34 protein-coding genes are annotated in these 23,984 nt (G+C 30.5%); 24 read left to right on the plus strand and 10 right to left on the minus strand.

Going from position 1 to position 23,984, the window contains the following annotated elements; translation table 11 throughout:
- Positions 1-4: 4 nt before the first annotated feature.
- Positions 5-985, plus strand: coding sequence for an SPFH domain-containing protein (locus tag ACIQ7L_RS10535; protein WP_400568879.1), 981 nt, complete (start codon positions 5-7; stop codon positions 983-985).
- Positions 986-1,194: 209 nt separating this feature from the next.
- Here ACIQ7L_RS10535 and ACIQ7L_RS10540 read toward each other — a convergent pair whose 3' ends face one another.
- Positions 1,195-2,277, minus strand: a complete 1,083-nt coding sequence (locus tag ACIQ7L_RS10540; RefSeq protein WP_400568881.1) for a DUF262 domain-containing protein — start codon at positions 2,275-2,277, stop codon at positions 1,195-1,197.
- Between the two features lie 256 nt (positions 2,278-2,533).
- On the opposite strand from ACIQ7L_RS10540, the gene ACIQ7L_RS10545 reads away from it, so the two are divergent.
- The 22 genes from ACIQ7L_RS10545 (at position 2,534) to ACIQ7L_RS10650 (ending at position 15,706) form a co-directional block, all read left to right on the plus strand.
- Positions 2,534-3,046 (plus strand): hypothetical protein, encoded by a 513-nt coding sequence (locus ACIQ7L_RS10545; protein ID WP_400568883.1) that lies wholly within the window; start codon positions 2,534-2,536, stop codon positions 3,044-3,046.
- Positions 3,047-3,164: 118 nt separating this feature from the next.
- On the plus strand, positions 3,165-3,878 hold the full coding sequence (locus ACIQ7L_RS10550; protein ID WP_400568885.1) for a PspA/IM30 family protein: 714 nt from the start codon (positions 3,165-3,167) through the stop codon (positions 3,876-3,878).
- Positions 3,879-4,338: 460 nt separating this feature from the next.
- Positions 4,339-4,722 carry a hypothetical protein gene (locus ACIQ7L_RS10555; RefSeq protein WP_400568887.1) on the plus strand — a complete coding sequence of 128 codons (384 nt, stop codon included), beginning with the start codon at positions 4,339-4,341 and terminating at the stop codon, positions 4,720-4,722.
- Positions 4,719-4,844 carry a hypothetical protein gene (locus tag ACIQ7L_RS10560; RefSeq protein WP_400568889.1) on the plus strand — a complete coding sequence of 42 codons (126 nt, stop codon included), beginning with the start codon at positions 4,719-4,721 and terminating at the stop codon, positions 4,842-4,844. Before ACIQ7L_RS10555 ends, ACIQ7L_RS10560 begins: the two co-directional genes overlap by 4 nt.
- A 77-nt stretch (positions 4,845-4,921) precedes the next feature.
- Positions 4,922-5,431, plus strand: a complete 510-nt coding sequence (locus tag ACIQ7L_RS10565) for a hypothetical protein (protein ID WP_400568891.1) — start codon at positions 4,922-4,924, stop codon at positions 5,429-5,431.
- Positions 5,432-5,445: 14 nt separating this feature from the next.
- Entirely contained in the window at positions 5,446-5,916 is a 471-nt protein-coding gene (locus ACIQ7L_RS10570) for a hypothetical protein (RefSeq protein ID WP_400568892.1), read from the plus strand.
- Between the two features lie 88 nt (positions 5,917-6,004).
- Positions 6,005-6,439, plus strand: coding sequence for a hypothetical protein (locus ACIQ7L_RS10575; protein WP_400568894.1), 435 nt, complete (start codon positions 6,005-6,007; stop codon positions 6,437-6,439).
- 82 nt (positions 6,440-6,521) lie between these two features.
- Positions 6,522-7,013 (plus strand): hypothetical protein, encoded by a 492-nt coding sequence (locus tag ACIQ7L_RS10580; RefSeq protein WP_400568896.1) that lies wholly within the window; start codon positions 6,522-6,524, stop codon positions 7,011-7,013.
- A gap of 73 nt (positions 7,014-7,086) precedes the next feature.
- The gene (locus tag ACIQ7L_RS10585) at positions 7,087-7,584 is read left to right on the plus strand and encodes a hypothetical protein (RefSeq protein WP_400568898.1); all 498 of its coding nucleotides are present in this window, start codon (positions 7,087-7,089) and stop codon (positions 7,582-7,584) included.
- A 68-nt stretch (positions 7,585-7,652) separates the two neighbouring features.
- On the plus strand, positions 7,653-7,835 hold the full coding sequence (locus ACIQ7L_RS10590) for a hypothetical protein (RefSeq protein ID WP_400568900.1): 183 nt from the start codon (positions 7,653-7,655) through the stop codon (positions 7,833-7,835).
- A 14-nt stretch (positions 7,836-7,849) separates the two neighbouring features.
- The gene (locus ACIQ7L_RS10595) at positions 7,850-8,254 is read left to right on the plus strand and encodes a hypothetical protein (RefSeq protein ID WP_400568902.1); all 405 of its coding nucleotides are present in this window, start codon (positions 7,850-7,852) and stop codon (positions 8,252-8,254) included.
- Positions 8,255-8,278: 24 nt separating this feature from the next.
- Positions 8,279-8,728 carry a hypothetical protein gene (locus tag ACIQ7L_RS10600; RefSeq protein WP_400568904.1) on the plus strand — a complete coding sequence of 150 codons (450 nt, stop codon included), beginning with the start codon at positions 8,279-8,281 and terminating at the stop codon, positions 8,726-8,728.
- On the plus strand, positions 8,725-9,102 hold the full coding sequence (locus tag ACIQ7L_RS10605) for a hypothetical protein (protein ID WP_400568905.1): 378 nt from the start codon (positions 8,725-8,727) through the stop codon (positions 9,100-9,102). Before ACIQ7L_RS10600 ends, ACIQ7L_RS10605 begins: the two co-directional genes overlap by 4 nt.
- A 42-nt stretch (positions 9,103-9,144) precedes the next feature.
- Positions 9,145-9,525: a hypothetical protein gene (locus ACIQ7L_RS10610; RefSeq protein ID WP_400568907.1), complete on the plus strand. Its 381-nt coding sequence runs from the start codon at positions 9,145-9,147 to the stop codon at positions 9,523-9,525.
- A 57-nt stretch (positions 9,526-9,582) separates the two neighbouring features.
- The gene (locus tag ACIQ7L_RS10615; RefSeq protein WP_400568909.1) at positions 9,583-9,786 is read left to right on the plus strand and encodes a hypothetical protein; all 204 of its coding nucleotides are present in this window, start codon (positions 9,583-9,585) and stop codon (positions 9,784-9,786) included.
- 4 nt (positions 9,787-9,790) lie between these two features.
- A complete protein-coding gene (locus tag ACIQ7L_RS10620; RefSeq protein ID WP_400568911.1) occupies positions 9,791-10,240 on the plus strand; it encodes a hypothetical protein in 450 nt (149 codons plus the stop codon).
- A gap of 457 nt (positions 10,241-10,697) precedes the next feature.
- Positions 10,698-11,159, plus strand: coding sequence for a site-2 protease family protein (locus ACIQ7L_RS10625; protein WP_400568913.1), 462 nt, complete (start codon positions 10,698-10,700; stop codon positions 11,157-11,159).
- Positions 11,160-11,827: 668 nt separating this feature from the next.
- Positions 11,828-12,610: a type II toxin-antitoxin system SpoIISA family toxin gene (locus tag ACIQ7L_RS10630; RefSeq protein ID WP_400568915.1), complete on the plus strand. Its 783-nt coding sequence runs from the start codon at positions 11,828-11,830 to the stop codon at positions 12,608-12,610.
- A gap of 41 nt (positions 12,611-12,651) precedes the next feature.
- Positions 12,652-12,831: a hypothetical protein gene (locus tag ACIQ7L_RS10635; protein WP_400568916.1), complete on the plus strand. Its 180-nt coding sequence runs from the start codon at positions 12,652-12,654 to the stop codon at positions 12,829-12,831.
- Between the two features lie 75 nt (positions 12,832-12,906).
- On the plus strand, positions 12,907-13,197 hold the full coding sequence (locus ACIQ7L_RS10640; RefSeq protein ID WP_400568918.1) for a hypothetical protein: 291 nt from the start codon (positions 12,907-12,909) through the stop codon (positions 13,195-13,197).
- A 1,253-nt stretch (positions 13,198-14,450) separates the two neighbouring features.
- On the plus strand, positions 14,451-14,996 hold the full coding sequence (locus ACIQ7L_RS10645) for a hypothetical protein (protein WP_400569390.1): 546 nt from the start codon (positions 14,451-14,453) through the stop codon (positions 14,994-14,996).
- A gap of 485 nt (positions 14,997-15,481) precedes the next feature.
- A complete protein-coding gene (locus ACIQ7L_RS10650) occupies positions 15,482-15,706 on the plus strand; it encodes a hypothetical protein (protein ID WP_400568920.1) in 225 nt (74 codons plus the stop codon).
- Between the two features lie 1,023 nt (positions 15,707-16,729).
- Here ACIQ7L_RS10650 and ACIQ7L_RS10655 read toward each other — a convergent pair.
- From ACIQ7L_RS10655 to ACIQ7L_RS10695, 9 genes are all read right to left on the minus strand, one after another.
- A complete protein-coding gene (locus tag ACIQ7L_RS10655; protein WP_400568922.1) occupies positions 16,730-17,896 on the minus strand; it encodes a tyrosine-type recombinase/integrase in 1,167 nt (388 codons plus the stop codon).
- 275 nt (positions 17,897-18,171) lie between these two features.
- A complete protein-coding gene (locus ACIQ7L_RS10660; protein ID WP_400568923.1) occupies positions 18,172-18,369 on the minus strand; it encodes a helix-turn-helix domain-containing protein in 198 nt (65 codons plus the stop codon).
- 174 nt (positions 18,370-18,543) lie between these two features.
- Positions 18,544-19,365, minus strand: coding sequence for an asparagine synthase-related protein (locus ACIQ7L_RS10665; protein WP_400568925.1), 822 nt, complete (start codon positions 19,363-19,365; stop codon positions 18,544-18,546).
- Positions 19,366-19,503: 138 nt separating this feature from the next.
- Entirely contained in the window at positions 19,504-20,004 is a 501-nt protein-coding gene (locus ACIQ7L_RS10670; RefSeq protein ID WP_400568927.1) for a hypothetical protein, read from the minus strand.
- 69 nt (positions 20,005-20,073) lie between these two features.
- A complete protein-coding gene (locus ACIQ7L_RS10675; protein ID WP_400568929.1) occupies positions 20,074-20,406 on the minus strand; it encodes a hypothetical protein in 333 nt (110 codons plus the stop codon).
- 149 nt (positions 20,407-20,555) lie between these two features.
- Entirely contained in the window at positions 20,556-21,170 is a 615-nt protein-coding gene (locus ACIQ7L_RS10680; protein ID WP_400568930.1) for a hypothetical protein, read from the minus strand.
- A 46-nt stretch (positions 21,171-21,216) separates the two neighbouring features.
- Positions 21,217-21,387 carry a hypothetical protein gene (locus tag ACIQ7L_RS10685; protein ID WP_400568932.1) on the minus strand — a complete coding sequence of 57 codons (171 nt, stop codon included), beginning with the start codon at positions 21,385-21,387 and terminating at the stop codon, positions 21,217-21,219.
- 227 nt (positions 21,388-21,614) lie between these two features.
- On the minus strand, positions 21,615-21,983 hold the full coding sequence (locus ACIQ7L_RS10690; protein ID WP_400568933.1) for a YopX family protein: 369 nt from the start codon (positions 21,981-21,983) through the stop codon (positions 21,615-21,617).
- A gap of 23 nt (positions 21,984-22,006) precedes the next feature.
- Positions 22,007-22,732 carry a hypothetical protein gene (locus ACIQ7L_RS10695; RefSeq protein WP_400568935.1) on the minus strand — a complete coding sequence of 242 codons (726 nt, stop codon included), beginning with the start codon at positions 22,730-22,732 and terminating at the stop codon, positions 22,007-22,009.
- A gap of 899 nt (positions 22,733-23,631) precedes the next feature.
- On the opposite strand from ACIQ7L_RS10695, the gene ACIQ7L_RS10700 reads away from it, so the two are divergent.
- Positions 23,632-23,928 carry a hypothetical protein gene (locus ACIQ7L_RS10700; protein WP_400568937.1) on the plus strand — a complete coding sequence of 99 codons (297 nt, stop codon included), beginning with the start codon at positions 23,632-23,634 and terminating at the stop codon, positions 23,926-23,928.
- The last annotated feature ends 56 nt before the right edge of the window (positions 23,929-23,984 follow it).

The raw sequence follows: 23,984 nt of genomic DNA on the forward strand, positions 1-23,984 counted from the left end.
AGTCATGGGTATGATTATTAGTGGAATTATTGGAGTGATTGTGTTAGGGATTGTATTATCCTCAATTAAAGTTGTTACAACTGGTCAAGTTTACATTGTTGAGAGGTTTGGTAAATTCCATCGCCAATTAGAACCAGGATGGCATTTTATTTATCCGTTCGTTGATTTTGTTCGTGCAAAAGTTTCCACGAAACAACAAATTATTGATATTGAACCGCAGAAAGTTATCACTTCCGATAACGTATCTATTCAGATGGATAACGTGGTATTCTTTACAATCAGAGACCCGAAAGCGGCCGTTTACAACATTGAGAATTTTAGAGCAGGTATTGTGTATTCAACAATTGCAAATGTTCGTAATATCGTTGGTGACATGGACTTAGATGACGTATCTAAAAAGCGTGATGAACTAAATAGCAGATTATTAGATGCTGTTGATAAAATCACGGATGCTTATGGAATTAAGATACTTTCTGTGGAAATCAACAATATCATTCCTCCACGAGAAATTCAAGAGGCGATGGAACGTCAAATGCAAGCTGAACGTTTACGAAGAGAAGAAATCTTAAGAGCTGAAGGGGAAAAGAAATCTTCTATTTTACGAGCAGAAGGACAAAAAGATAGTCAAATTGCTCAGGCTGAAGGTGCGAAACAAGCCCGTATTCTAAATGCAGAAGCAGAAAAAGAAGAATGTATTCAAATTGCAGAAGGTAATAAGATTGCAAAGCGTTTAAATGCAGAAGCAGAAGCAGATGCTAAAAAATTAGTTGCAGAAGCAGAAGCGAAATCAATTGAACTAATTAATAATGCAATTAAAGAATCAGGTACAGATGAAAAAGTAATTGCTTTAAAACAAATTGAGGCACTTAAAGAAATGGCTAATGGTCCTGCTAATAAAATGTTTGTTCCAGTTGAAATGATGGCTACATTAGGCGGTATTTCTGCTATTACAGAAGCGATTCAAATGAATAAAAAAGCAAGTTAATAAAAAGGAGGCTATTTAATTTAATAGTCTCCTTTTTTATGTTGCAAAGAGTATGTGTTAGAATGAAGAAGACGAGATACCCTATATCTTATCGAAGGAGTGGATGCTATTTTATAGCATCTATTCTTTTATGGATTAAAAATGTTATTGATATGATAAATCTTTAGCAAAAAGAAAAAGACACTCTAAATAGAGTGTCTTTTATTGTATTAGGCAAAACATTTATTATAATGCTCTAATCCAATTGAATTTTTTCGTTTTACAGATTCTAACTTAGTTGTGCCACTTGTTGTAGCATAACCAGTATGGTTATAATCTTTGACGAATAATTGATGAATCCAAGAAGCAAAATCTTCATGTGAACGATTATCTTTCATTGCTTGCTTTGCAACGTAGATAAGTGTTACAGATTTTGAAGCCCCAAATGATTTTTTTACAGATTTTTCATCTGCGAATTTAAATGATTCATTTAAATATGTTGCAAGCTCTTTTAATTCCTCGATATCTTCTGTTGTGAAGGCATCTTGATTAAGGAACCCGTCAATAGTCTTGCTATCTAAAGCAGTGTTGTTTTGGGTTTTTAAAACACATAACGCTTTTAATAACATATCTGAATGATTTTCATTTTTAAGCCCGTTTGGACTAAATCCTGCTTGAATAGCCTCTAATCCCTTCATTTCAGCAATAGCGTGTAGTAATTCATAAGACATCATTGCTTTACGAATTTGTGAAGGTTTGAGTGCCTGTCCATTATTCCAACGCTTGAATAAATCTGCTTTTTTAGAGTCATCTAAGTCTTCATAACTCTTAATATCCAAAATTAAAGCCAGAATACGATTTTGATATTGTTTTGGTAAATTTTTAAAATACATACCACTAACATCAATACGTACTTCTTCGCCAACTTCATCAAAACTTTGTACAAGTGAATCTTTAAGAGCAAAACGATTTCTAACATAGTCACGAATTGTTGTTAGACGTTGCTTGCCATCTAATACATTTCTGTATTTCTTTCTATGTTTACGAATTGCTTGCGTCTTAATTTCACCAATTGATACCTCTTCTAAGATTGAAACAATTAGTAAAGATTTCTTTTCAATAGACCAAACAGCATTACGTTGAATAGGGTCATTAAATAGAAAAATTGTTTGACGCTCCATAAACTGAGAAACGGACATTTCATCTTTTGTTGCATCGTAACAAACAAAATCAATTTCCATATCAGATGTACATTTGATTACTTTAATTTCCTTTTTGATTTCTGCACCTTGTTCAATAATTGTTGTTGTCATTATAATTCTCTCCCTGTTAAATAAATTATTTAAATACCTGTTTTATAAATTATCCCCATATTATATGCAGAAAAAGAAGATTTAATAATTAATTTATCTTCAATTATTTATGTAAGAGAATTTTCATGATTTAAAAATCAGAATCAACACTTCTCATGGTAGATATAAATACATACACAGCTATCTATAATAGGTTAGTTATTTATAAATTAGGTATTTTGATTTCTGAAATCTATTATTAGAGGGGTGTTTATGAATGAAGATATATCATATTTCTTTAGAAGATAAGAGAGTGGAAGTGTTTACACCGAGAGTTCCTGCTGAAGAAATGCGGTTAGCAGAAGAAGATAGTACGACTGCCCGTTTTTGTGTATCTACAACAATTGAAGGGTGCTTGTCTGCTGTTCCTTGGGGAGGCAGTTCGTTAGGTTTGCATGATAAGAAAGTGATTACGGTTTATGAATTTGATACAGATGATTTACAGAATAAAAAGAATCTAATTACACCATTAGAGTTGTATCAAAAAGGCTTTGTTCCAGATGCAATGTATACGAATGAACATTGGATTATGAATGAATCCATACAGCCAAGAAATGTCTTTGAAATTGTAATAGATTCATATGAAGAAAAAATGGTTCCAGATATTTCATATGAGGATAGCCTTCTTTTAAAAGAAAGGAAAGTAACACTCGATGAAGTTTGGAATGGTGATTTTGTCATGATTAAAAATATAAAATATCAATTCATTACGAAAAAGAATGTAGCTTAAACATTCTTTTTTATTTTGAGTGAAGAGAAAAAAGATTATCCCATTGACAATAGTCAATGGAATAAATTATAATAAACACATGGAAAATCAAAAAATACATATTAGGAGCGTGATTTAAATGGGTTTATCACTTCGATTTAAAAATGTTTGCAAAGGATACTTCGGTAAAATGCTTTCAAAAGCAGAAGACCCTGAAGTAATGTTAGAACAGTTAATTACAGATAGCAAAGCAAAGTTTGAAAAAGTACAAATTGAAACTGCAAAAGCTATTTCTGCACGAACAATGGTTAAAAAAGAGTATGAAGCTCAAGTGAAAAAATGTGATGAATTTCTTGTGAAAGCAAAAACGGCTCTTAAAGCAGGTAAAGAAGGCATTGCTACTGAGTTTTTAGAGCAGAAGAAAGATGAAGAAGAAATCATGTCTGAAATTAAAGTGAATTTAGATATGGCCATGAAGCAAGAAGAAGCATTACGAGACGAGTTAGTTCGTTTAACCAAAGTAATGCGAAAAGCAGAAGCGAGAAAACAATTAGTTGTTGCTCGAAATAACCGTGTGAAAGCTCAAGAAGCGATTCAAGAGGTTCGTCATGATTTAGATACAGGAAGCACTCTTTCTGAGATTGGTAAAATTGAAAAGAAAATTGATGAAAAAGAAGCATTTATTTCTGGAAAAGAAGAAGTTCATTCTTTGATTACTAAATCTGATGTTGAACGTGAATTAGAACAAATTCAGGCAAATGAAGTAAATGAAGAAGTACAGGCTGATTTAGCAAAATTAAAAGCAGAAATCGAAGCGGAACAGAAAGAGGTTCCACTAACAAAAGAAGCATAAGAAGAAAACCCTCTCTCTTACATGGTATGAGGGAGGTCTTTTATAAGGAGAAGATTTCAGTGCCGAATGAAAACGTGGTGGTCGTTCTTTTTATTGTTGGAATTCCATTGTTTTCCCTATTTTTTTCTTGAGTCCACTTATAGCTACAGTAGTAACGTTGGGAATTTGCTTGCTATTTTATGTATGGTACATGACTACAGATTCTTATGTGTCTGTTAGCGATGTAAAAGAATCAATATCTACCAGATTGAAACTATCAACGGAAGAAATTTTCTTTGATTTTTACGAAGAATAAAGTTTCCTATTTAAAATCTGGAAAATATAGAATTTTCACTTCGAAAGAGGAGTTTCTTTTGGAGCTACACAATAAATCAGCTAAATACTATTCGATTGAATTAACTCAGGTATCGGATGTTAATTTTATAGATGAATTAAATATATGGGTTAGGAGGGATAGTTGATGGATGGAGAAGGATGTGGATGTCTTGCATTTTTAGCGATTGTTGGGGTGTTATTTTACTGTTTCCCGCTTGTTATGACAATTGTTACATGCACGATTATATTCATTGCTATTTTACTCGCATATTTTGACTCTAAAGATAAAACACAAAAATTTATTAATAAAATAAAAAGCGAATTACCTCAGAGGCTTCGAATTACAAAAGATGAAGTAATTTATGATTTCGGAGAAAAAGGTGTATTTACCTGGTACGTAAATGATTTTCGAGTATTTACATCCAGAGGAGAATACTTAGTAAAGATTAAAAATGAAGGTACGTTAGAACAAACATTTGAGTTAGTTCAAGTATCTGATGTTGATTTTATTAAGGAGTCAAAGCAATGATTGCTACAGAAATTATTATCGTATTTGCACTCATACTTGGGTTGTTTGCTATTGTGTGTAACTTATCTCCTGTAGTTGGAGTCATTATTTTAACTATGATACCAATTGGAGGTACGTTTTGAAAAAGTGTTGTAACAAAATATGTTTTGCATTTCTTCTTTGTTTTTTTATATCCATAAAAGATAGGGGGTAGGGTTATATGAATTCAAACAACTATGAAACACTGTTTATGATAGGTCTTACAAGTATGTCTCTTATGGCTTTGGTGAAGGGTAATCTCTTTACATATTTTATTATTTTGTTGCTATATACAGTCATAATCACAATCATTCACTTTTATCTTAATTATAAAAAATCTAAAACGAAAAAGACTTTATTGATTGAAGAGTGTGTGAGAGAAAATTTTACAAAGTTAATAAATGATTCTTTTTATAAGGTTTACGAAAATCAGCATCCTAAAGAAATTGAAGAGAAATTTTTAGAGACAGTTAGAGAAATGAACATTATCATTCATCGACACGGGGCAGGGAATAAAAGCTCTTTCAAAGATAGATGTTTAAAAGGTTTTTACAAAGAAGACATTCGATTTTTTACAATGTTTGGAGAGTATGCTTGTACTGTTAATCTATTAAAAGATGGAACAGGTAAAATGGAAAACCTTGACCAGATTTCGGATATAGATTTTGATAAGGCTCTGAAAGGAATTTAAGAAGGTGACTAAGTATGTTTGAAACTAACTACAAAGATTTTTTAGCGGGAATAGCTTTCTTATCTACCCCTTTATTATTGAAAAACTACGCTTATTTTTGGGAGCATAGAGTGATTACAGGCTTCGTAATTGTATTGGTTTTGTTTGTTCTACTCATTTCTCTAACTATTGCTTATTTCATCGAATATAAACTGATAAAGAATCATGATATTGATAGGATAAAAGATTATCTATTAAAATTCCTGTCTACTTCGAATACATACAACCCTGAAAGAAAATTGGTTTTGATAAGTGAAGAAAAGCATGTTACATCAATAAAGCTCTTAACTCGTTGCTTTAATGACTATTTAGCAAAGGTAAAAGTATACATTGCTGATGGTGAATTTCTTTGCACTGTATATGTGTCTAAATCAGATGTTGTATTAATGGAAATGAAACAGCTTGTAACATTTGATTTACATAAAGAATTAGATTTTAGCTATTAAATACATATAGATTGAAGAAAAAGAAGTTTGGAGGGGGTGATATAAGTTATTTGATGATGATTTTAGCTTAGATGCATTGGATTGGATAATGATTATAATTACTGGTTCATTTTTAATACTGTTATTCTTTGAAGAATTATATGTTTTATACGAAAAAAGTATCCTTTTGTTTATTATCACAATTATTACTATAGCAGTTATCACTTTTTCTATTTGCAAGAAAGAATATAACCGTATTAAAAACACGGATATTGATAGGATAAAGAAATATCTTATGAATCATATTACAAATAACCATCGTATTGATTCGAAAAATATATTCTTATTGGTGGATGAAGAAAAGTCCGTAACAAAAAACGAACTTTTGAAAAGATGCTTTTGTACATACGAAACGAATGTAAGTATGTTTGTGTCACACGGAGAGTTTTTATGTGAGATGAAGGTAAGCCCAAAAGATGTGAGGATACAAACTGTTAAAAGAATTTCTACTATTGATTTTCAAGAAGAATTACAGAAGAAGTAAAAGAAATATAGGAATGGATTAAACATCCATTCCTATATAAATCCAAAAATATTCAAAATAAGAAAAAAGGAGTGATATATATATGTTTGATTCAGATGACCCACTTGATTCGCTCTTGATAATGACACTATGGTTGGTAGGTTTAGCACATGTATTTCTTGCTCTATCTATATTTTCGAGATTTTTTCCAAGGAATTTAATACCAATAATGTGTGGGCTTGCAGGAATAACTGTAGTGTTTTTCGCAAGTCTTGCAATTTATTTTTGGAAAAAAGAGTATGACCGTATTAAAAACACTGATTTTGAAAGGGTAAAAAGATATCTTACTACATATATTCAGAAACAATATGCACCTGACCAAAACGATGTTTTTGTATTAGTGGAGGAAGAAAAAGGTCTAACAAGAAAAGAGATTTTGAAGCGATGTTTTCATACATATCAATTAAACATCAGTGTGTTTGTTCCAAATGGAGAGCTTTTATGTAAGGTAAAAGTAAGTAAAAAAGAAATATGGATTAAAGACATAAAACAAATCTCAAACGTGAATTTTGCAAAAGAATTTTATAAGAGATAAAAAAATATAGGAATAGATACTTTATCAATTCCTATATAAGCCCAAGAATGTGTAGAAGTAAGGAGTTGTAGAAATGTTTGATAAAAATGACCCTGCATTCGCTTTGATAAAATATGTTGTCTTTTTAGTGATGGTACTCATTGGTCTTAACATTATAATAGTGTTTGCTTCATTTATTAAAAATGTGTTTAAGGATAATCTATCTGTAATCATATATGGAATTACAGGAATTGTCTTATGCGGATTATGTTTTGGGATACATTATTTCAAAAAAGAATATGACCGTATTGCAAAACATGATTTCGACAGGGTTAAACGCTTATTAAGTCAGTATCTTAATGAAAATCATTTTACAGGTCAGGATGATGGTTTTGTTTTGGTAGAAGAAGAAAAAGGATTAACAAGGAAGGATTTTTTGAAGAGATGCTTTGACTCCTACCATGTAGATTTAAAGGTGTTTGTTCCTGATGGAAAACTCTTATGCACTGTGAAGGTATATAAAGAAGGAATAAGAGTTAAAAATGTTGAGCGTCTTTCTCATATGAATTATAGAAAAGAACTTGCAGAATAAATACATACATTAAAAATATTTTTGGGTTTATATAAGAATTGATAATAAATAAAAAGGAGAGATTTTAAATGTTAAAAAATTGGTTTAAAAAAGTAGGTTCTATGGAGAATGTAATTTCAGGTTCTTGTATCGGAGGAGGAGCAATTTTATTCAATTGGTTATTCCCTAAAATCACTTTATTTATCATTATTGGATTATTGATTTTTAAGTACAACGAGCCAGTAAAAAAACGACTTTTTAAAGATAAATAAGGAAGGGAATTCAAATGAAAAAGAATAAAATGCAAATTACAGCAGTAGGCATTCCATATCTTATTTTGTTAACAAATTTCATGATGAATCGCAATATAGAAGGTTCTATCATTCTAACCATTTATGCTGTTTTTACCTACAATTTCATCTCTATATTTAGATTAATTGATACAAAAGAAGTTAATTTTAGAAGAATTCATAGGAAGTTAAAAAGTGTAATGGCATTAAAGAATGATGATTGTATTGTAAAGTGTGAACAAAGTATTTGTTTTAAACACTTATTACTTGGAAAAGAGCAATCTTACCTTTCAACATGCAATGTATTGACAGCAAATGGTGAGTTTACAGTTTTACTTGAGGTGACACCTAAAGAAGTTGCATTGAAGCATAAAGAGTGTATCGCAAATTTTCCATGTTAAAAATGAAAAAGGAGAATGAGGTAGATGAATATTTTTAATCATATATCCGATTTAATATATCAAGTTGCTTTCCCTATATTAAGTATAGCAGGATGCATGTTGTTATTTGCTCTTGTTTTTCGACCTTTGTTATATATTTTCCCTCTATTTAAACGATATCTCAAAAATAGAGAAGAAGATGAAAGGAAAGAAGTTTTGTCTGTAAAAGAATTTGTATCAAAACGTTTCGGGGTAAAAAAAGAAGATGTTATTGTGGAGTCTTTAGAGGAACAATCAGATTCTCTGATTCGTGGATTTTTTCAATATATGACGAAGACAGAGAAGCGATATCGTGTGTTCTGTGAGTATGGTGAGTTTGTTTTTTCTATGGACATGTACGATGGAGTAGGGAAACTAACACATGCTGAAATGGTATCAGATACAGACTTCAAAAATGAATTACCCCTTAACAAACAAGAGGTGAAAGTAAAATGAGAAAAAAGGAATTTTTCGGGTGTTTAATTGGGTTTTCATTAACTGTAATTGGTTTTGTTTTGAGTATGAGTATCTTAAATGGAATTGCGGTTTTAATTACTTTTTCTATAATGGTTTCTATTTATCAATTAGGAAAAAGAGAAGGAAATGCGGTAGTAGAAAATGTAGTACAAGCTCGTATTTATGAAAGGTTTTATTCTCCTATTTATGCCCCTGAAGGAAAAACAGTTCTGTTTGAAAGAGCTTCAGAAAACACATACCGCATTTTTACCAGAAAAGGAGAGTATCTGCTGTCTATATATTCTTCTACACAAGGAATCGGATATGAATATCAACAAATATCTAAAGTCAATTTTTTTGAAGAATTAGCTTGAAAGGTAATGAAAATATGTTGAAAAATCAAAAGGGTGATATATATGAAATACCTTATATTAGGTGGGAGTTTTGTTCTCTATCTTTATGCATCTTCTCCATTACTTGAATTAGGTGTGTTTTTATTTATAATGACTTTCTTGGTTTTTATCGCTTATGACATAGGGGATTTGAACGAGAAAAAAGAGGAAGTAAAAGAGGACGAGCGCTTGAGGAGATTAATTCGTGAACAATTTTCTGCTCCTGAATTTGCTCCAAAAGGACAACAAGTAATAATTGAAAAAGTAAGAAGAGATGAGTACCAAGTGTATACGAAAAAAGGAGCTTATTCCTTTGTTGCTGTAAGGGGACCATTTGAATTGATATTTGAGCTAAAGAAAGAAAGGTTATCCGATATTAATTTCTTTAAAGAGATGGGAGTGTAATAAACAGAAGTTTGTCTTTTATTTGTATATACAATCATGAAAGGGAGGAGTAATAACATGAGTCAGGATGTTAAGTATTTTATCGAGTGTGTAACGAATATCTTAAAAGAAGAATCTAAGGAAAAAATAGTAGATATTCAAGAGATTGTTCAGCAATCTACGTTTTATGAACTGATACAGGAAGAGCCTTTATTTGTTACGCATTATCCACCTGAATATTGGGCTGAAGATATTTATAAAGAACAAATCGAAAGGAAGTAGTAACATGAATAGGTATGATGTACTTAGATTTTGCATTCCCGTTATTGGAGGTCTTATGTTTCCATTAGTAATGCTATTTCGTTCGAATCCGTTTATGGCTTTAGGAATCTTAGGATGTAGTCTTTTACTTGTTTTTATTTGTTATGTAACATTAACGATTCGTAGAATTAGACATGAAGATTTAGAAGAAGCAAAAAAGGAAATTCACTGTAATTTGAGTTTTATAGTAGATGAGTGGAAGGGATTTTCTATATCACTTATAAATAGAGAATCTAAACTTCATGTAATGAATTTAATAAAAAGATGCTTTGGGCGTTATTATGAGAAATATAACGTATATACATCTACTGGAGAATATACAGTTGTCATGAAGATTTGTAGTGACTTGGTGTATATCGACCATGTGGAAAGGGTATCGACTCTCAACTACAAAGAACTTATTGAACAAAGTTAGGAAGATAACTTAAAACTTCTTGTTATCAAAATCACGTATTCATAATTGTCATGAACAACTGATTATATAAAGAACTTTCGTGTTATCAAAACATATTATCTACTTGCTCTATTGTATTGATTTTCATACGAAAACTATTTGTTATTAATTAAAATCTTATACCCTAAACGCTTCTTGCATAAAATACTGTGTTATTAAAAAATCAGGTATTTTATTAATTTTATTGAAAAGGGAGCGTTTTTATTATGGTTATTTTTTATCATATTTCAACGGACTTAAATCATTCAGGAGTTTTCATTCCAAGAGTTCCATCTTGCCGTCATCAAGATAAAGAGGATATTTCGCTTAAAAAGCTCTTCATTAAATATTTTGATTTTATAAAAGAGAATCTTGAGGGGTGTTACGAATAAAACGCTTATAATACTTATATGAAGTTTTTTCTATGGAGGATTGTAATATGTATTATGTTTACTTGGCTTTCGCATTTTGTACAGTTCCATTCTTGACGATAATTATTCATGAATCGGGTCATTTCTTTTTCATGAAGTTATTTGGACTAACTTTAAAAGAGTTTAGTGTAGGAAAAGGGCAGTTGCTATTTCGTTTTGGGCGACTTTCATTTCGAAAAGAGGTTGGTAAAGGGTATTGCGAAGCAGTAGAATCATTGCAGAATAATTTGAATAAGATTCAATTGTTTTTTGTATATGCAGGAGGAGTTATAGCAACAGGAATAACTGGTTGCTTTGTTATCGCAGGTTTCACCCTTCTTTATATAAGAAATGGAGAATTTCTATCTTTCCATGGTTATTTATTGTTTATGATGACATATCTCATTTCTGATGTATTTGTAAACCTAAGACGAATTGAGGGAAGAGATGGATATTTTCTATATAACATAGTGAGAGGGAAGAAAGGGTGAGCAGAAGGCTTGCTCTTTTTTATTTGACCAAAAAATTCTATATATAATGAATAGAGAAGGAGATTATTATAAAAATCATGTTTTTAAAAGAAAATCAACAGGATTTAATAACAGAATTCTCGAATATAACAAGTTCGATAGAAAAGGAGATTATAATTATATTATCGTTTATAAAAGGGAAGTATCGTGTATAATTCTTGCAAATTTAAAGATTGAACATGCTCAAGATATTAAGAATCGAGTACAAGAAAAGATTAATAATGGTGAGATAACTGAAATTAAGTTTGTGGCAGGGGGAATAGAATATATATAAATAATTTGATGTTATTGAAGTTTGGCGTTAAATCAGAAGTAGTAATTGATTATTTTTATATAAACTACATGTTATTAGAATTATAAAGATACATTTATATAACAGGAATTTATAAAACAACTACATGTTATTTATTATTCATTACGAACAATGGCTCTTTTAGTCATTGTTTTTATTTTGGCTTAATTTATCTTATGTATCAAACATGACCTGCTTATAATATATAGATTTAATGAAAAAGGAGTGATAATTTCACAATGTAAAAAAGTTAGGTTTTAAAAAAGGATTTTTATTTTTCTATATCAATTACATATATGTAGTTGATTTGCTTTTCATTTTAAAGAGGTGATATTGTATGGTTACAGGAATTGGTATTTTAACATGGTTATTCAAGGTTGGTAGTTTCATTGCAAAGTTTAAATGGATTGTGCCGATATGTTTTTTGGTATATTCATTGTATTTGAGTTGGTTTAAGACATCGGTTTATGAAGAATTAACTCATAATTTGCGAAAAACCTGGTATTTTTTATTGATTTTTGCAATGGGGATTCACCTTAATGCGGTAGGTTTTAATGCAAAAGATTGGAAGGACTATCTATTGTATGTTTCCATCTTTGTATTTGTGGATTTAGCGATTTTTCAAACGCCACGAATATCAAAAATATGGGGAGCTGAATTAACGGCCATTGAGAAAAACAATAAAGATTTAACGAAGACGATTGAAATGGGTAAAGCGAGAGACGCAAACTTCTCAGCAGTAATTAGAAGTATGAATCCTAATTATTTTAATCAGGTGGATATGAATACTTCAGCAAAATACTTGAACTCTTTAGGTAGTATTATGAATTTGTATGCTAACTTATGCGATTATAAGATTGATATTTATCAAAACAACAACCCACAAGTATGGATGCAACAATTAACGACTCAATATGGAATAAAGATTTCACAAGAGCAGTATGATGAGTTAAATGTTGAAAAAGGAGTATTGCAACCAGAAACAAATATGGTACTGGTTGCAACATCCATTGTGGAGAACATTGTAATCGTAGTAACGAGTCAAAAAAGTATAATGCTTGATAATGACATATCGAATGTATATGACCTTGCTATTATTCATAGTTGGTTAAAAAAATAACTATATGATAAAATAATGGTAAAGGAAGTGGAGGAGATATTATGAACAAAATGATGGTTATTGAAAATGAAAAACAAATAAGAGATTTAAAAACAGAAAATATTCCCTTCTTTTTAAACAAGGACCCAAACGGTGAGGTTGTTCAAATCCCCACAGCTTTACATACTCAACAATTATTAACTGAAAATAAACGTTTGTTTAGCAAACTTAGAAGACGATAAAAGCATGGTTATTCCATGCTTTTTTTCTTTAAGATGTTTTCAATTATTTAAACGGATAAAGGGAGATGATTAAATATGGACTCAAGGAAAGATTATCAATGCACAGAGAATGAATACTTTTTCTTATCTAAAATAAAAAATCATCCAGTTTTGTCATTTTTGTTGAAAGAAAAACCACAAGTATTAATTCAAATACTTGAAAAATCTATTCAGGAAGAAATATTAGATGAAGTGGCTGAGTTTAATTATCCTGAGTATATTCAAAAAGAGAAATTGAAAACAATAAAAGTACCTATGGCTAAGTACACGAGAGAATTAATAGAAAAACAAGAAAATGCTATTAGTAAGTTAAAAGATGAGCTCTAAAAGATTATATAAAATCAATTTATAGAAGATATCCAAAAATTAAAGGAAAAGAGCAAATAAACATATGAATGAGGAAACTAAATTGATAGAGCATGATAAAGAAATACACCATTTTTCCTAAATAAGAACCAAAAAGAAGCAGTTATTTCGTTTCCAATGGCAAAATATACACAAGAACTTATGATATATCAAGAACACTTGTAGGAAAGACAAAAAGGCAAGATGAGTTAGTACGATATGGCATTTATTCATTTCAATGAAAAACGTTCGATGCAATTACTAAACATAATGTGACCTGCCTATATATGCAGGTCTTTTTTATATGTAAATATTCTTATTATGAATAGAAGAACGTTAATAGTAGTTCTAAAAAGGTTGGAGCTCGAACCGTTTTGTTATATACAGGGGTTTGCAGTAAAGGTAAAATAAGAGGAAAAGTGGATGAAGTCAGATATAACAAGGCATTTATTCAGTTTTAAGAAAAACTTCAAAACGCAACTGGTGGTTTACTGCAAGTTGGGTGTGAAGATGATTACTATGACAGAGTTTTTCATAGGGGGTTTATACAGAACTTAGTGTTATTTAAATGTTGAACGTTTTAACTCGAAATCAAACACCATCCACGTTTATACAGAACTTAGTGTTATTTAAATAAAACGAGTAAGTCGCTTGCTCTTTGTTTTATAACTGGTTATAAAGAACTTCATGTTATTAAAACGCTCAACCTAAAAGGAAAGTGATATGCATAGTCTATGAAGAACTTTATGTTATAAAAACTTTTTTTCTTGTTTTTCAATGCTAATATGGTTTATAAAAAACTTCTTGTTATTAAAAAGGTAAAGAATTAAAAAATGCATTATTTACGAAGTCTAAGTATTTTATAGAATTAAAACTTTATGTTATTACAATCATGCATTTAGTCGTGGATTCGCAGTTTAAAAAGAACTTCTTGTTATTGAAATTGTTCGGTCCATACAAATCTCTTTACTTATAAAGAACTGTATGTTATTAGAATATGAATGAAATCTACTCGGTGTATCATTAATAAAAACTTTTTGTTATTAGAATGTTTGAGGATTACGTCCAGTACCACTATTTTAAATACCAAAACTAAATGTTATGAACACAACTTCTTGTTAAAGTGCAAGGAGTTTTTCTTTTTTATAAGATTTAGGGCTAAAGTCTATAATAAATAAATTTATAAATTAGGTATTCAATTTGAATTTATTTAGGAGGACTTAATTGTGGAAATCATGTCATATATCGGTCTTATTCTTGTTTTAGTTAGTAACGTATTCTTTGCAAGCAAATGTCGAGTATTCATTCATGAAATAGGTCATGCGTTTTTCGTATTCATTACAGGTAATCAAATAACCGCTATCAAAATAGGTGGAAATAAGGCGTTCTTTGCAATCGGTAAATTGCAATTCCTTACAGGAACAGGAGGACGATGTGAGTTTAAAATAGTGGATTCAAAAAAGAGAAACTATATGATGAGAAATCTTATTTCAATAGGTGGCGTTTTATTTACTTTAACAATGGCAATTGTTTTAATTGGAACAGGCTACTTTAATTTTATTCACTTTGGAAATGGAATTATTGAGGGGAAACTTTCTTTTGTTGAGTGTTTGGTTTTATTTTGTTTCTTGGATTTGAAAAATCTCATACCGAATACATTTATTCAAAACAATGTTGTATATCAAACGGATGGATATAAAATCATACAAGACACAAAATCTCACTTCAAACAGAGAAGAATTATAAGACTACAAAAAAATATTATGAAGTTAGTAAAATAAAGAAGAACACGAAAAATCCCACTGTGTTCTTCTTTTTTATTGCTCAAACAGAGATGTAAATGAAAAGTAGGGCTTTCGTAGTCCTATAAACAGCGGGAAATGATGTGAGACGTGGGAAATAAAGTGTGTTTTCCTTAAAAAAAGCAACAACATTCTTGGCTAAGTTAGTCGTAAATATATAAGCGAAGACAAAAATTTTAGGTGTATAAACGATGTATTTTAAAATCGTCTATCATCTATTTGAACAGGAGGTGGATAGTATGTTGAAAGCAATTGTGGGTGTAATTTTAATCGGTCTTTGTTGGTGGGAAATGTCGGATCGCTTCTAAACTAATTCTGTTTTTAGTAGAAGAACCAGTATCTATATAGATACTGGTTCTTTCTGTGAGGATATTTATGTTATTAAGCATCATTTAGAAGGGTGAATTTATATAATTATGTTCATAATAAGAAGAAATGTTAATTGTATGAATGAGGTGCTTAGTATGGATGTAGAAGAAGTGAAAGAAAATTTACAGCCTTTTGTAATTGAAAACATGAGGAGGATTTTAGCTCTAAAGAAACAATTAAAGGTCAATAAAGAAAATAAGTTTGAATCAAAAAGGATAAAAAAGATGATAGAAGCAGAGATTGAGCAATTAGAGTATAAGGATTTTTTAATACGTTTGAGTTATGCAATGGAAGAAGCAACTAAGGAAATGGAAAGATAATTTTTGGGGGCTCGAACCGTTTAGATATATACAAGGTTTTGCAGTAAAAGTAAAATAAAAGAGAAAGTGAAAAAAGTCTTTTAGAATAAGGCTTGTAGCGATTTTTTACAAAAGGAAAAAACGTTACTGGCGGTTTACTGCAAATATCTTTTCAAAAGGCTTGCTATGACAATGTTTTATGCAGGGATTTATGAAGAACTATATGTTATTAAAATGCGACATGCCACCTACCCCCATCAAGTTTGTAAAGAACTGAGTGTTATTAGAATGAAGAATATTCAACCATTTTTTCACCTTACTTTTCGTTTGTAAAGAACTATGTGTTATTAAAATAACGTTTTTCGTATCGTATGAGTATCTTTTAGAATTAAAACTACTTGTTATTAGAACATTTCAGTATAGTGCCAAAAATCAATATTGAATAAAACTTATTGTTATTAAATTATTAAAGCGTAAATGATTGAATGAGCGATTTAATTGATAGAAAAAACTATATGCTATAAGAATATTCTTTTAGAAAGATATTTTTTAGGGGCTCGAACCGTTTGGCTATGTACATGATTCTGAAGTAAGGATAAAATGAAAGAGAAATTGAGTGAATCCTTTTATAACGAGTATTTGTAGTGATTGTTTGAATAAAAGAAAAAAACACTATTGGATGTTTACTGAAAAAGTCTTTTGAAGAAGATTGCTATGGTAATGGTTAATATAGTTAATATAGGGTTTATGAAGAACTTAGTGTTATTACAAGGGTCATTTTCGACCATTTTTTGCTGTTGTTACAAGGTTATCAAGAACTTTTTGTTATTAGAATCAAAAACGAGAGCGTATATTTATTGTTGCTATTTTATATATAAAAACTAAATTTTGTTATTTAAATTCTTGTGTTCGCTCCACAATTAATTAAGTTAATTAAAAAAACTTCGTGTTATTGAAATACGTGAACCAATTCATTGTTTTTATCACACTTGTTAATATTGAACTATTTGTTATCAAAAAGAAAAAGCAGAGGGGAATCTCTGCTTATTTTAATTCGGCCATTAATTCATCTATATCCATCCCTAATTTATTCGCAAGCTGTTCCAGTTTGGATAATTGAATCGGCTCATCTGTTTTTTTCTTCTTATCATATTCATAATCAAACTGTTTCATGGACTCAGAGACACGTTCTTGAGAAGGGTCAGCATAAAACCTTCTTGTGGTTTCGGCAGAACCATGACCGAGCACCTGAGCGGTTAGATACATATCCTGATAAGTATTATAATGATTTGTTCCAAAGGTTCTTCTAAAAACATGAGGTGTTATTTTAATGTCTAATCCACTTCGTACTCTATATTTTTCCAACATTAAACGAACGGTTCGTTCATTCATTCGTTTTTTATGGAGAGAAATAAATAGAGCATTTGCATCTTCTTTTTTTACATCCGTTAACTTTTTCCTTTTCACAAGATAATCTTTTAAATCATCAAGAATTCTTCCAGGCATCGGAATCGCTTGTTCATCGCCACCCTTTCTAATAACAACAAGCATCTGCTTATCTATATAAACATCATCTATATCTAACTGAACCAGTTCAGACACTCGAATACCTGTATAAGCCATGGTCAACACCATAATATAATCTCTAAACTTTACCTTTTTATGAAAACTCTCTTTTCGTGTATTTTCAATATGTACATCTTCCAAAATTGTTTGAAAGAATCGTTCGATATCTTCAGGACTCAATCTATTTTTAATTTTCGCTTTCGTTGGTACTTTCATTTCAATACCTGCTGTTACATCCTTGGACAATCGCTTTTGTTTAAATAAATAGCCAAAGAATTTATGTAAGGTTGCAAGCTTTCTCGATTTCCCACTGGCTGTGTTTGTGAATTCTTGTGTAATTTCTTTTCCTTTTGTAGTGAGATATGTTTTTGAGTAGTGTGTCAAATAGTCCATAAAATCAATAATATCTCTATCTCTTAATGAATCTAATTCTGCTGTTGTGATATTTCTGGTATCACTTGATGAAACTTTACTGTCAAGCAGAAGAAATTCCACAAACAAAGTAAGGTCTTTTGCATACTCAATGCGAGTCTTCAACTCTTTTGATGTTTCTAAAGAATAAATAAAATCAACTGCACAATCAGGAAGAGAGAGGAGCTTTTTCCGTAATTTTTCATGAAGTTTTATTTCTATATCCTTTTTCATTTCTAAACCTCCTCGGATTTATATGTTTTATCTTTTACATTTAAAATATAATAGGGGAGAATCGTTTGTTTTTTAATATTGAATGAATAAAGATACGAATAAATCGCATCTTCTTACAATATATACGGGGTTTATATTTTTTAAAATGCATAATAATAAAAGTATTACCGAATATAAAGAAGGGAGGAAGACCCCGAAATCCACTCTATATTAAAATGCGATTCATAGTATATTTGATTTAAAAAAGTTATTACAATTTCTAAAAACATTAATTCTTAGTCATTTGTAGTTATAGAAAGAGAGGACTTTTCTTTATTTGACATCCAATCTTCTAATGTTTCAATTCTAAAAAGTATTCTTCTTCCAACTCGAAAATGAGGGATGTTTCTTTTCCTAACTTGTTCATATACAACATCAATAGAAACTCCTAAAAAAGCTGACAATTCTTTCACTGTTATAGTTTTTCTTTGCACAAATTAACACTCCTTCAATTTGTTGCCTTTACAATTCTATATAGCTGAAAAAATTCTTTCCCAACACTAATATACAATAAAAGATGTAAAAAAACAAGAACTAACGTTCGCATTTATTCCGAAAAATATAATTTTCGACATAATTTGACAACTATTGATAGTAAAAATAGAGATTCATTTAGAATCTCCGTGAATTTCTTTATGTAGATGGTTATATAGAGAAACGATAGTTTTAAATTGATTATTAAGATTGAGAGAAGTCGCTAATAAAGAATCGTGCCATTCTCGAATTCTTGAGCTACACTGAAGATTTTCATTCCTACGATACAACTCATAGTATTCGATTTCTTTTTGATAGGAGAGGTAGGCAGGAATCTTTTGCTTAGGTGAATTCATTTCTTTATACGTCATACTTCTTAAATATTGAATCAACATATCAGATTCTTTATAGGGAGCAACCATTTCTTTATCATACATCTTTAATAACTGTTTGATTTGTTTGTAGGAAGAGGCTGAATCATCATAGATTCTTTTATCTCGAATCTCGTCGAATCGTTCCATATCTTTTGCATGTTTTGCCATACTACGAGGTGTTCCGTATAAATCATCTGCACAAAGTCCAGTTAGAGCGAATGTCTCTTTAATAGCAGGTGTAACGTATAAGAAAGGATAAATGCATTGTATGGCCGTTTTCTTTTTGACATCAAATGTCTTAATAATGAGTCGGACATCTGCTTCTAATTGAGTAACCGATGTATCTTCAATCGGAATTTCGATTAATTGTAAATCAAAAATATCAGCTATCTTTCTGCTACATTCTATATCTGAAGAAGTATAACTTTTTAGGTAGAATGTATAAAGAGTAGGGCGAATACCGCTTTCTAAGCATGATAGCAAGAGGGATAAACTGTCCATTCCACCGCTAAATAACAATGCTACACTATTTTTATCATAAATTCTTTCTTCTAAACATTGATTAATGTATTGTTTTAACATATAAAAAGCCTCCTAATGCTTGATATATAAAGTCTATATCAAGTAAGAAGCTGATGCGATATTATGTAAGTTCAATGCTGTTTTAGTTAAAAAAGAGGGGGTGTTTGTTGTATTTGAATGTCATCAATAGGTGTGAATTCATTTAGAAATTCCGTTTGTATCAGGTTCGGAAATAAGTTTTGCATATAATTCTTTCCAAAGTGATAGCAATTTAGTATCGTCCATATCTGACGGAAATTGAATTCGATAACCTTTCTGTAAATAACACTCGACATCATCATGAAGAGTTAGTTGTAATGCCTTTGCTACCGATTGAATATGTTTTTTCTTATCTGTATCTCCAGTGTCTTTAAATACAAGGACAGGAGCAAAACTGTACTTAGAATGAGTATGTTCTGATTTGATTCCTGAACAAGAAGATAATGTTATAAATCCTTTTTGATTTAAAGATTGAATAATTGGGGCAATGCTCGTATCTATAAGACCAATGCCTTCCACAGAAACTGCATCTCCACCTTGATAAAGCCCTAAAACGTAATCAATTATGTCGTCATCCATATTAGTAGGATTCTGTTGTTTTAGTGTCTTAGCGTATTCTTTTACTTCTCCCATGGATTGAAAGATGTCTTGATAAGCCATAAGTAAAATCCTTTCTGTATAGATGATAAAAAAAGAAAAAGCAAGACAAAAATCTTGCTCTTACTACTTTTAGAATGAAGCTGAATTAAGGAAATAAGAAGTTTCTTTATCTTCCATCTCCTCAATTACTTTTTGAGCTTCTTCTGCAAAATCATGTAATTCAATATCTACGATTTCAATTGATTCTTTATCTTTGATTGTACCAACTAATTCATTGATTGTATCATCCATTTCAATAAATGATACAACTGTTAAAAGATTCGTACCTTCATGTGTTTCTACGTCTACAATCGTCCCTGGGCGAGAAGACTTTTCATTTGTTAAAGCTAAAACACCAAATGCGAAATCTTTAGGAATTGAAAATCCCTCAATTGTATACTTGTAACCTTGAGCTTTTTTCATTTTTCATATCTCCTTTTGAATTCATTTTTTTAAATACCTAATTTGTTGTAATCCTTATATTATAGACTTGGACAACCTATGTATCACAGTTTCTCATAAAATCATATCATAACTTTTAAATTAAGTGGTAATGATATTTTATATACTGTTTACTTAGAGATACTTGGTTTATCTGTTAAATGCATATAGCCATGCTTAAGGTTAGGAATAACCTCATACAAATCTTTTGCATCGTTTAGTAGCTCTTCAATTTCAGGGATTTGTAATGATCTCATTTTGTTATAGAAAGCTTCGTCTATTTGAACGAGCGAACAATAACCTCTTCCATCTTTAATTCTAAATAACTCATTATAAACTTGAAATGCGTTTTTAATATCTTCAGCATCAGAAGAAGGGACAATATCTTTAACCACTTCCTCAATTTCTTCAATATGAGCTTTCATTTCTTGTAAGCGATTAGGTTCCCAATGACTTAAGTTATATTGATTTGGGTCTAAAAGGCTATTTGTATCCATATGGAAAGGGTTGTTTTTATCGTTTTCTTCACAGGTTCCACAATGAAAGATTACGATATGAACATCTTTAATGGCATAGTCTTTCCAAATTCTTCGGTAAATCTCTTGGATAACGGATTTGGGAATGATTGTATGTGTACTGCATTCCACAGAATAACCATGATTTTCACCGATTCTTTTTGCTGTTTTTTCAATAAATAGTTCCCAATTATCAAGTTCATTTTTAAATTTCTTTTCGTTACATTCCATAGAAAATGTCACCTCATTTTTCTTATTTGATTTTTTGTATGAATCATTATTTTCGTCCAAATTCAATCTTTTCGATATCTTTGGATGGGATATTCTTTCTTTTGATTCTTACTGCATCCTGACTTCCGAATTGGTTTACTATCTGTGCTGTTTCCACATCTGTTAAATTGTAAAATGTAATTTGTTCATAGTTATATAAATGGATTGTCATTTTCATTTCCTAAACTCCTTACTTTGGAAGCTTTGAATTATTTCGTTTTGCTTTACAGGCTTTACAAAATTTACATAAACGAGTTTTTGATTCGTTTTCAGTATAAGTACCTTTGCAAATTGCACAAATTTTCATATCTGCACCTCATTAGATAAAGAAAGAGACATTTGTATTGTGAGTTATCATAATATCAATGCCTCTTTATCTAATCTATTATTATTCTTTAGTGTACTTTAGTAGCTAATTTCAATTGGAAAATTATGATTTTCAGTATTATTACCTATAATCTCAAATCGTTCTGATAAATCATTTAAATAAAAGTAACTCTTATATCCTTTTACTTTAACAGCCATAAAAGCACCTTTATCCTCACGATAAATAATTTTCCTTAGTGTTCCACGCCAATAAAAGAAATCACCATTATATGATTCTTTACTATTTTTATCATTGATTCCTGTATATTGCCCCATAGAACTTAATTCACATTCAATAGGAGTTGAATCAGTATAAAGAAGAGCTTTATCATCACTAACTTTCCAGCCATGCCCATAATGCCAACTGTTTGTTTCTACAGAGAATCCTCTAAATTTAGGTTGATTCAAAATATTTCCTCCTATTCAATTTGTTATTTGTTATTGAGCTTATCATATAGCATTTCTTGTGTTTTTGATGCTCCATGGGGATTCTGTCCCACTTGGTTATAAGAAGGATGGTTTGGATATGTATCAATTAGCTCATTATAAATACCTCGTCCATCATTTGGTACGCATACAGTACCAACATATTCATAGGTTGGTAGAGCTCGTCCAAACGCTCTTGTTTCTGAATTAGGTTGTTTCATGCTTTCTATCATAAGTTCTGTTAGTAACTCTCGTTGTTTTTGCATATCTGTAATCTTTTGTTCATGAATCATTTCTCTTGCTTGTAAGTCTGCAATAAAGGTACTGCCATCTAAAAGATATTCATCTTTATAGACTAACCAACAATGATGAACAGGACGACTCCTTGACAAGAGCCAACCTACATATGTTTTTAAATCTTCTTGAGGAATACCCGATTCTAAAAGTCCTGCATATACTTGCTCCGTATTTCGATAGCAATATCCAGACATTAGCTCTTGTGCATCAAAGACCTTCTTAATCATCTCAAAATGCTCGACTTCAGGTGTTAATGATTTTGTATTCATGAAGCAGAAAAAGGCGATTGTACGCTTGTTTGTGAGGGGATATAGCTTAGATGGAACAGTTACACTCCCTTCACGAGATTTAATAAGCACTTTATCTTTACGAACCTTTAAATACGTTGCATATTTGTCTAAGAATTCTTGGGTATGTTCATTTATTTGAATCATCTTTATGCTCCTTTTCGGCCTAAAATAGGGGATTAGTATTAAATCACATTCCATCCAGGTATGGTTTTTCCAACAAAATGTTTTTTTGTTACTTCATCATGATATAAACCATATGCAAAGATATTAGCATTTTTGTCAACTAAAACAATTGGTTCTGTATCATTTGTATTTTTGGGGTCAGTCGTTGTATCAATAAAAATCCCATGTTTTTTTGATAATGCGTCAAGTTCTGTTAAAAAATCCTTAACTCTTGTTTCGGCACTAATTTTTGTTTGTTTATGGTCATAATAAAGCTCCTCTATCTACGATTAATCTTTATATAAATATCAAATTCGTCACTAACCTGATGTTTTTGTTCATTCATTTGTTGCAGTAATTCATCCATCATTCACATATCAAGTAAATGATACGTTGTTTTGATACTTTGGTCAAAGGCTCTACCATCTTTTAATTTAGTCATTTTTTTCTCATTTGATTCCTAAGGGTAGAAGCATCAGGGTAAAAAAAGCACATCCTATCATTAATAAAATCCGCATTTTATTGGTTGATGTAATACCTTTTAAATTAATGTCTGTTATAAATAGAAAGAGTAATATGTTCTGTATTCCATAAATTAACCACACAAAGAAAGGATATTGGACACTAATGAAATGTTTGTAAGCATAAATCATTTGAATCATTTTTTAATACTCCATTTCTCGTTGACAAACAATACTCTCGAAACCATCATGACTTTTAATTCTCCAATTACAGCCAGTAGGAACTGCCACAATTTTAAACGGATTAATTTTTCTCTCTAACACATGGTCATAGTCATTACTGGCATCGGCTCCAAGGGTTTTGATGACATCGATTAAATCTATATGACTGTTGATGAAATAAAAAGAGGATTAGAAAGAATGAAACAAAACTTTGAACAATATGCATACTTTATTGTCCAGTTAAATGATATTAATGAATTAAAAGAATATCACATAGAAGAAAATGACTTTGTGCAACAGGTTCGTATAAAGTCTACATGCTTTGTAGAGGCATTTGATACAGACAGAAGTGAATATCATCAACACAACGGAAAGTCATTTACAGCGTTAAAAATGTTGAAAAATGCTGTAGAGTGTGAGGATAGACTGTATAAAATCAAATTTTCTACTGGTGAAGAAATTCAGGCATTTGGGTATGAAGTTTTAGCCTATTAATACATTCTTGAATATTTGTTTTTATGCCTATCTATAATAAATAGATTTATAAAAGA

The organism is Bacillus sp. NPDC094106 (assembly GCF_044764345.1).
Taxonomy (GTDB): Bacteria; Bacillota; Bacilli; order Bacillales; family Bacillaceae_G; genus Bacillus_A.

Coding starts and splice junctions, on each gene's coding strand:
- ACIQ7L_RS10535 (WP_400568879.1), top strand. CDS start 5: ATGGGTATGATTATTAGTGGAATTATTGGAGTGATTGTGTTAGGGATT.
- ACIQ7L_RS10540 (WP_400568881.1), bottom strand. CDS start 2,277: ATGACAACAACAATTATTGAACAAGGTGCAGAAATCAAAAAGGAAATT.
- ACIQ7L_RS10545 (WP_400568883.1), top strand. CDS start 2,534: ATGAAGATATATCATATTTCTTTAGAAGATAAGAGAGTGGAAGTGTTT.
- ACIQ7L_RS10550 (WP_400568885.1), top strand. CDS start 3,165: ATGGGTTTATCACTTCGATTTAAAAATGTTTGCAAAGGATACTTCGGT.
- ACIQ7L_RS10555 (WP_400568887.1), top strand. CDS start 4,339: ATGGATGGAGAAGGATGTGGATGTCTTGCATTTTTAGCGATTGTTGGG.
- ACIQ7L_RS10560 (WP_400568889.1), top strand. CDS start 4,719: ATGATTGCTACAGAAATTATTATCGTATTTGCACTCATACTTGGGTTG.
- ACIQ7L_RS10565 (WP_400568891.1), top strand. CDS start 4,922: ATGAATTCAAACAACTATGAAACACTGTTTATGATAGGTCTTACAAGT.
- ACIQ7L_RS10570 (WP_400568892.1), top strand. CDS start 5,446: ATGTTTGAAACTAACTACAAAGATTTTTTAGCGGGAATAGCTTTCTTA.
- ACIQ7L_RS10575 (WP_400568894.1), top strand. CDS start 6,005: ATGATTATAATTACTGGTTCATTTTTAATACTGTTATTCTTTGAAGAA.
- ACIQ7L_RS10580 (WP_400568896.1), top strand. CDS start 6,522: ATGTTTGATTCAGATGACCCACTTGATTCGCTCTTGATAATGACACTA.
- ACIQ7L_RS10585 (WP_400568898.1), top strand. CDS start 7,087: ATGTTTGATAAAAATGACCCTGCATTCGCTTTGATAAAATATGTTGTC.
- ACIQ7L_RS10590 (WP_400568900.1), top strand. CDS start 7,653: ATGTTAAAAAATTGGTTTAAAAAAGTAGGTTCTATGGAGAATGTAATT.
- ACIQ7L_RS10595 (WP_400568902.1), top strand. CDS start 7,850: ATGAAAAAGAATAAAATGCAAATTACAGCAGTAGGCATTCCATATCTT.
- ACIQ7L_RS10600 (WP_400568904.1), top strand. CDS start 8,279: ATGAATATTTTTAATCATATATCCGATTTAATATATCAAGTTGCTTTC.
- ACIQ7L_RS10605 (WP_400568905.1), top strand. CDS start 8,725: ATGAGAAAAAAGGAATTTTTCGGGTGTTTAATTGGGTTTTCATTAACT.
- ACIQ7L_RS10610 (WP_400568907.1), top strand. CDS start 9,145: ATGAAATACCTTATATTAGGTGGGAGTTTTGTTCTCTATCTTTATGCA.
- ACIQ7L_RS10615 (WP_400568909.1), top strand. CDS start 9,583: ATGAGTCAGGATGTTAAGTATTTTATCGAGTGTGTAACGAATATCTTA.
- ACIQ7L_RS10620 (WP_400568911.1), top strand. CDS start 9,791: ATGAATAGGTATGATGTACTTAGATTTTGCATTCCCGTTATTGGAGGT.
- ACIQ7L_RS10625 (WP_400568913.1), top strand. CDS start 10,698: ATGTATTATGTTTACTTGGCTTTCGCATTTTGTACAGTTCCATTCTTG.
- ACIQ7L_RS10630 (WP_400568915.1), top strand. CDS start 11,828: ATGGTTACAGGAATTGGTATTTTAACATGGTTATTCAAGGTTGGTAGT.
- ACIQ7L_RS10635 (WP_400568916.1), top strand. CDS start 12,652: ATGAACAAAATGATGGTTATTGAAAATGAAAAACAAATAAGAGATTTA.
- ACIQ7L_RS10640 (WP_400568918.1), top strand. CDS start 12,907: ATGGACTCAAGGAAAGATTATCAATGCACAGAGAATGAATACTTTTTC.
- ACIQ7L_RS10645 (WP_400569390.1), top strand. CDS start 14,451: ATGTCATATATCGGTCTTATTCTTGTTTTAGTTAGTAACGTATTCTTT.
- ACIQ7L_RS10650 (WP_400568920.1), top strand. CDS start 15,482: ATGGATGTAGAAGAAGTGAAAGAAAATTTACAGCCTTTTGTAATTGAA.
- ACIQ7L_RS10655 (WP_400568922.1), bottom strand. CDS start 17,896: ATGAAAAAGGATATAGAAATAAAACTTCATGAAAAATTACGGAAAAAG.
- ACIQ7L_RS10665 (WP_400568925.1), bottom strand. CDS start 19,365: ATGTTAAAACAATACATTAATCAATGTTTAGAAGAAAGAATTTATGAT.
- ACIQ7L_RS10670 (WP_400568927.1), bottom strand. CDS start 20,004: ATGGCTTATCAAGACATCTTTCAATCCATGGGAGAAGTAAAAGAATAC.
- ACIQ7L_RS10675 (WP_400568929.1), bottom strand. CDS start 20,406: ATGAAAAAAGCTCAAGGTTACAAGTATACAATTGAGGGATTTTCAATT.
- ACIQ7L_RS10680 (WP_400568930.1), bottom strand. CDS start 21,170: ATGGAATGTAACGAAAAGAAATTTAAAAATGAACTTGATAATTGGGAA.
- ACIQ7L_RS10685 (WP_400568932.1), bottom strand. CDS start 21,387: ATGAAAATGACAATCCATTTATATAACTATGAACAAATTACATTTTAC.
- ACIQ7L_RS10695 (WP_400568935.1), bottom strand. CDS start 22,732: ATGATTCAAATAAATGAACATACCCAAGAATTCTTAGACAAATATGCA.
- ACIQ7L_RS10700 (WP_400568937.1), top strand. CDS start 23,632: ATGAAACAAAACTTTGAACAATATGCATACTTTATTGTCCAGTTAAAT.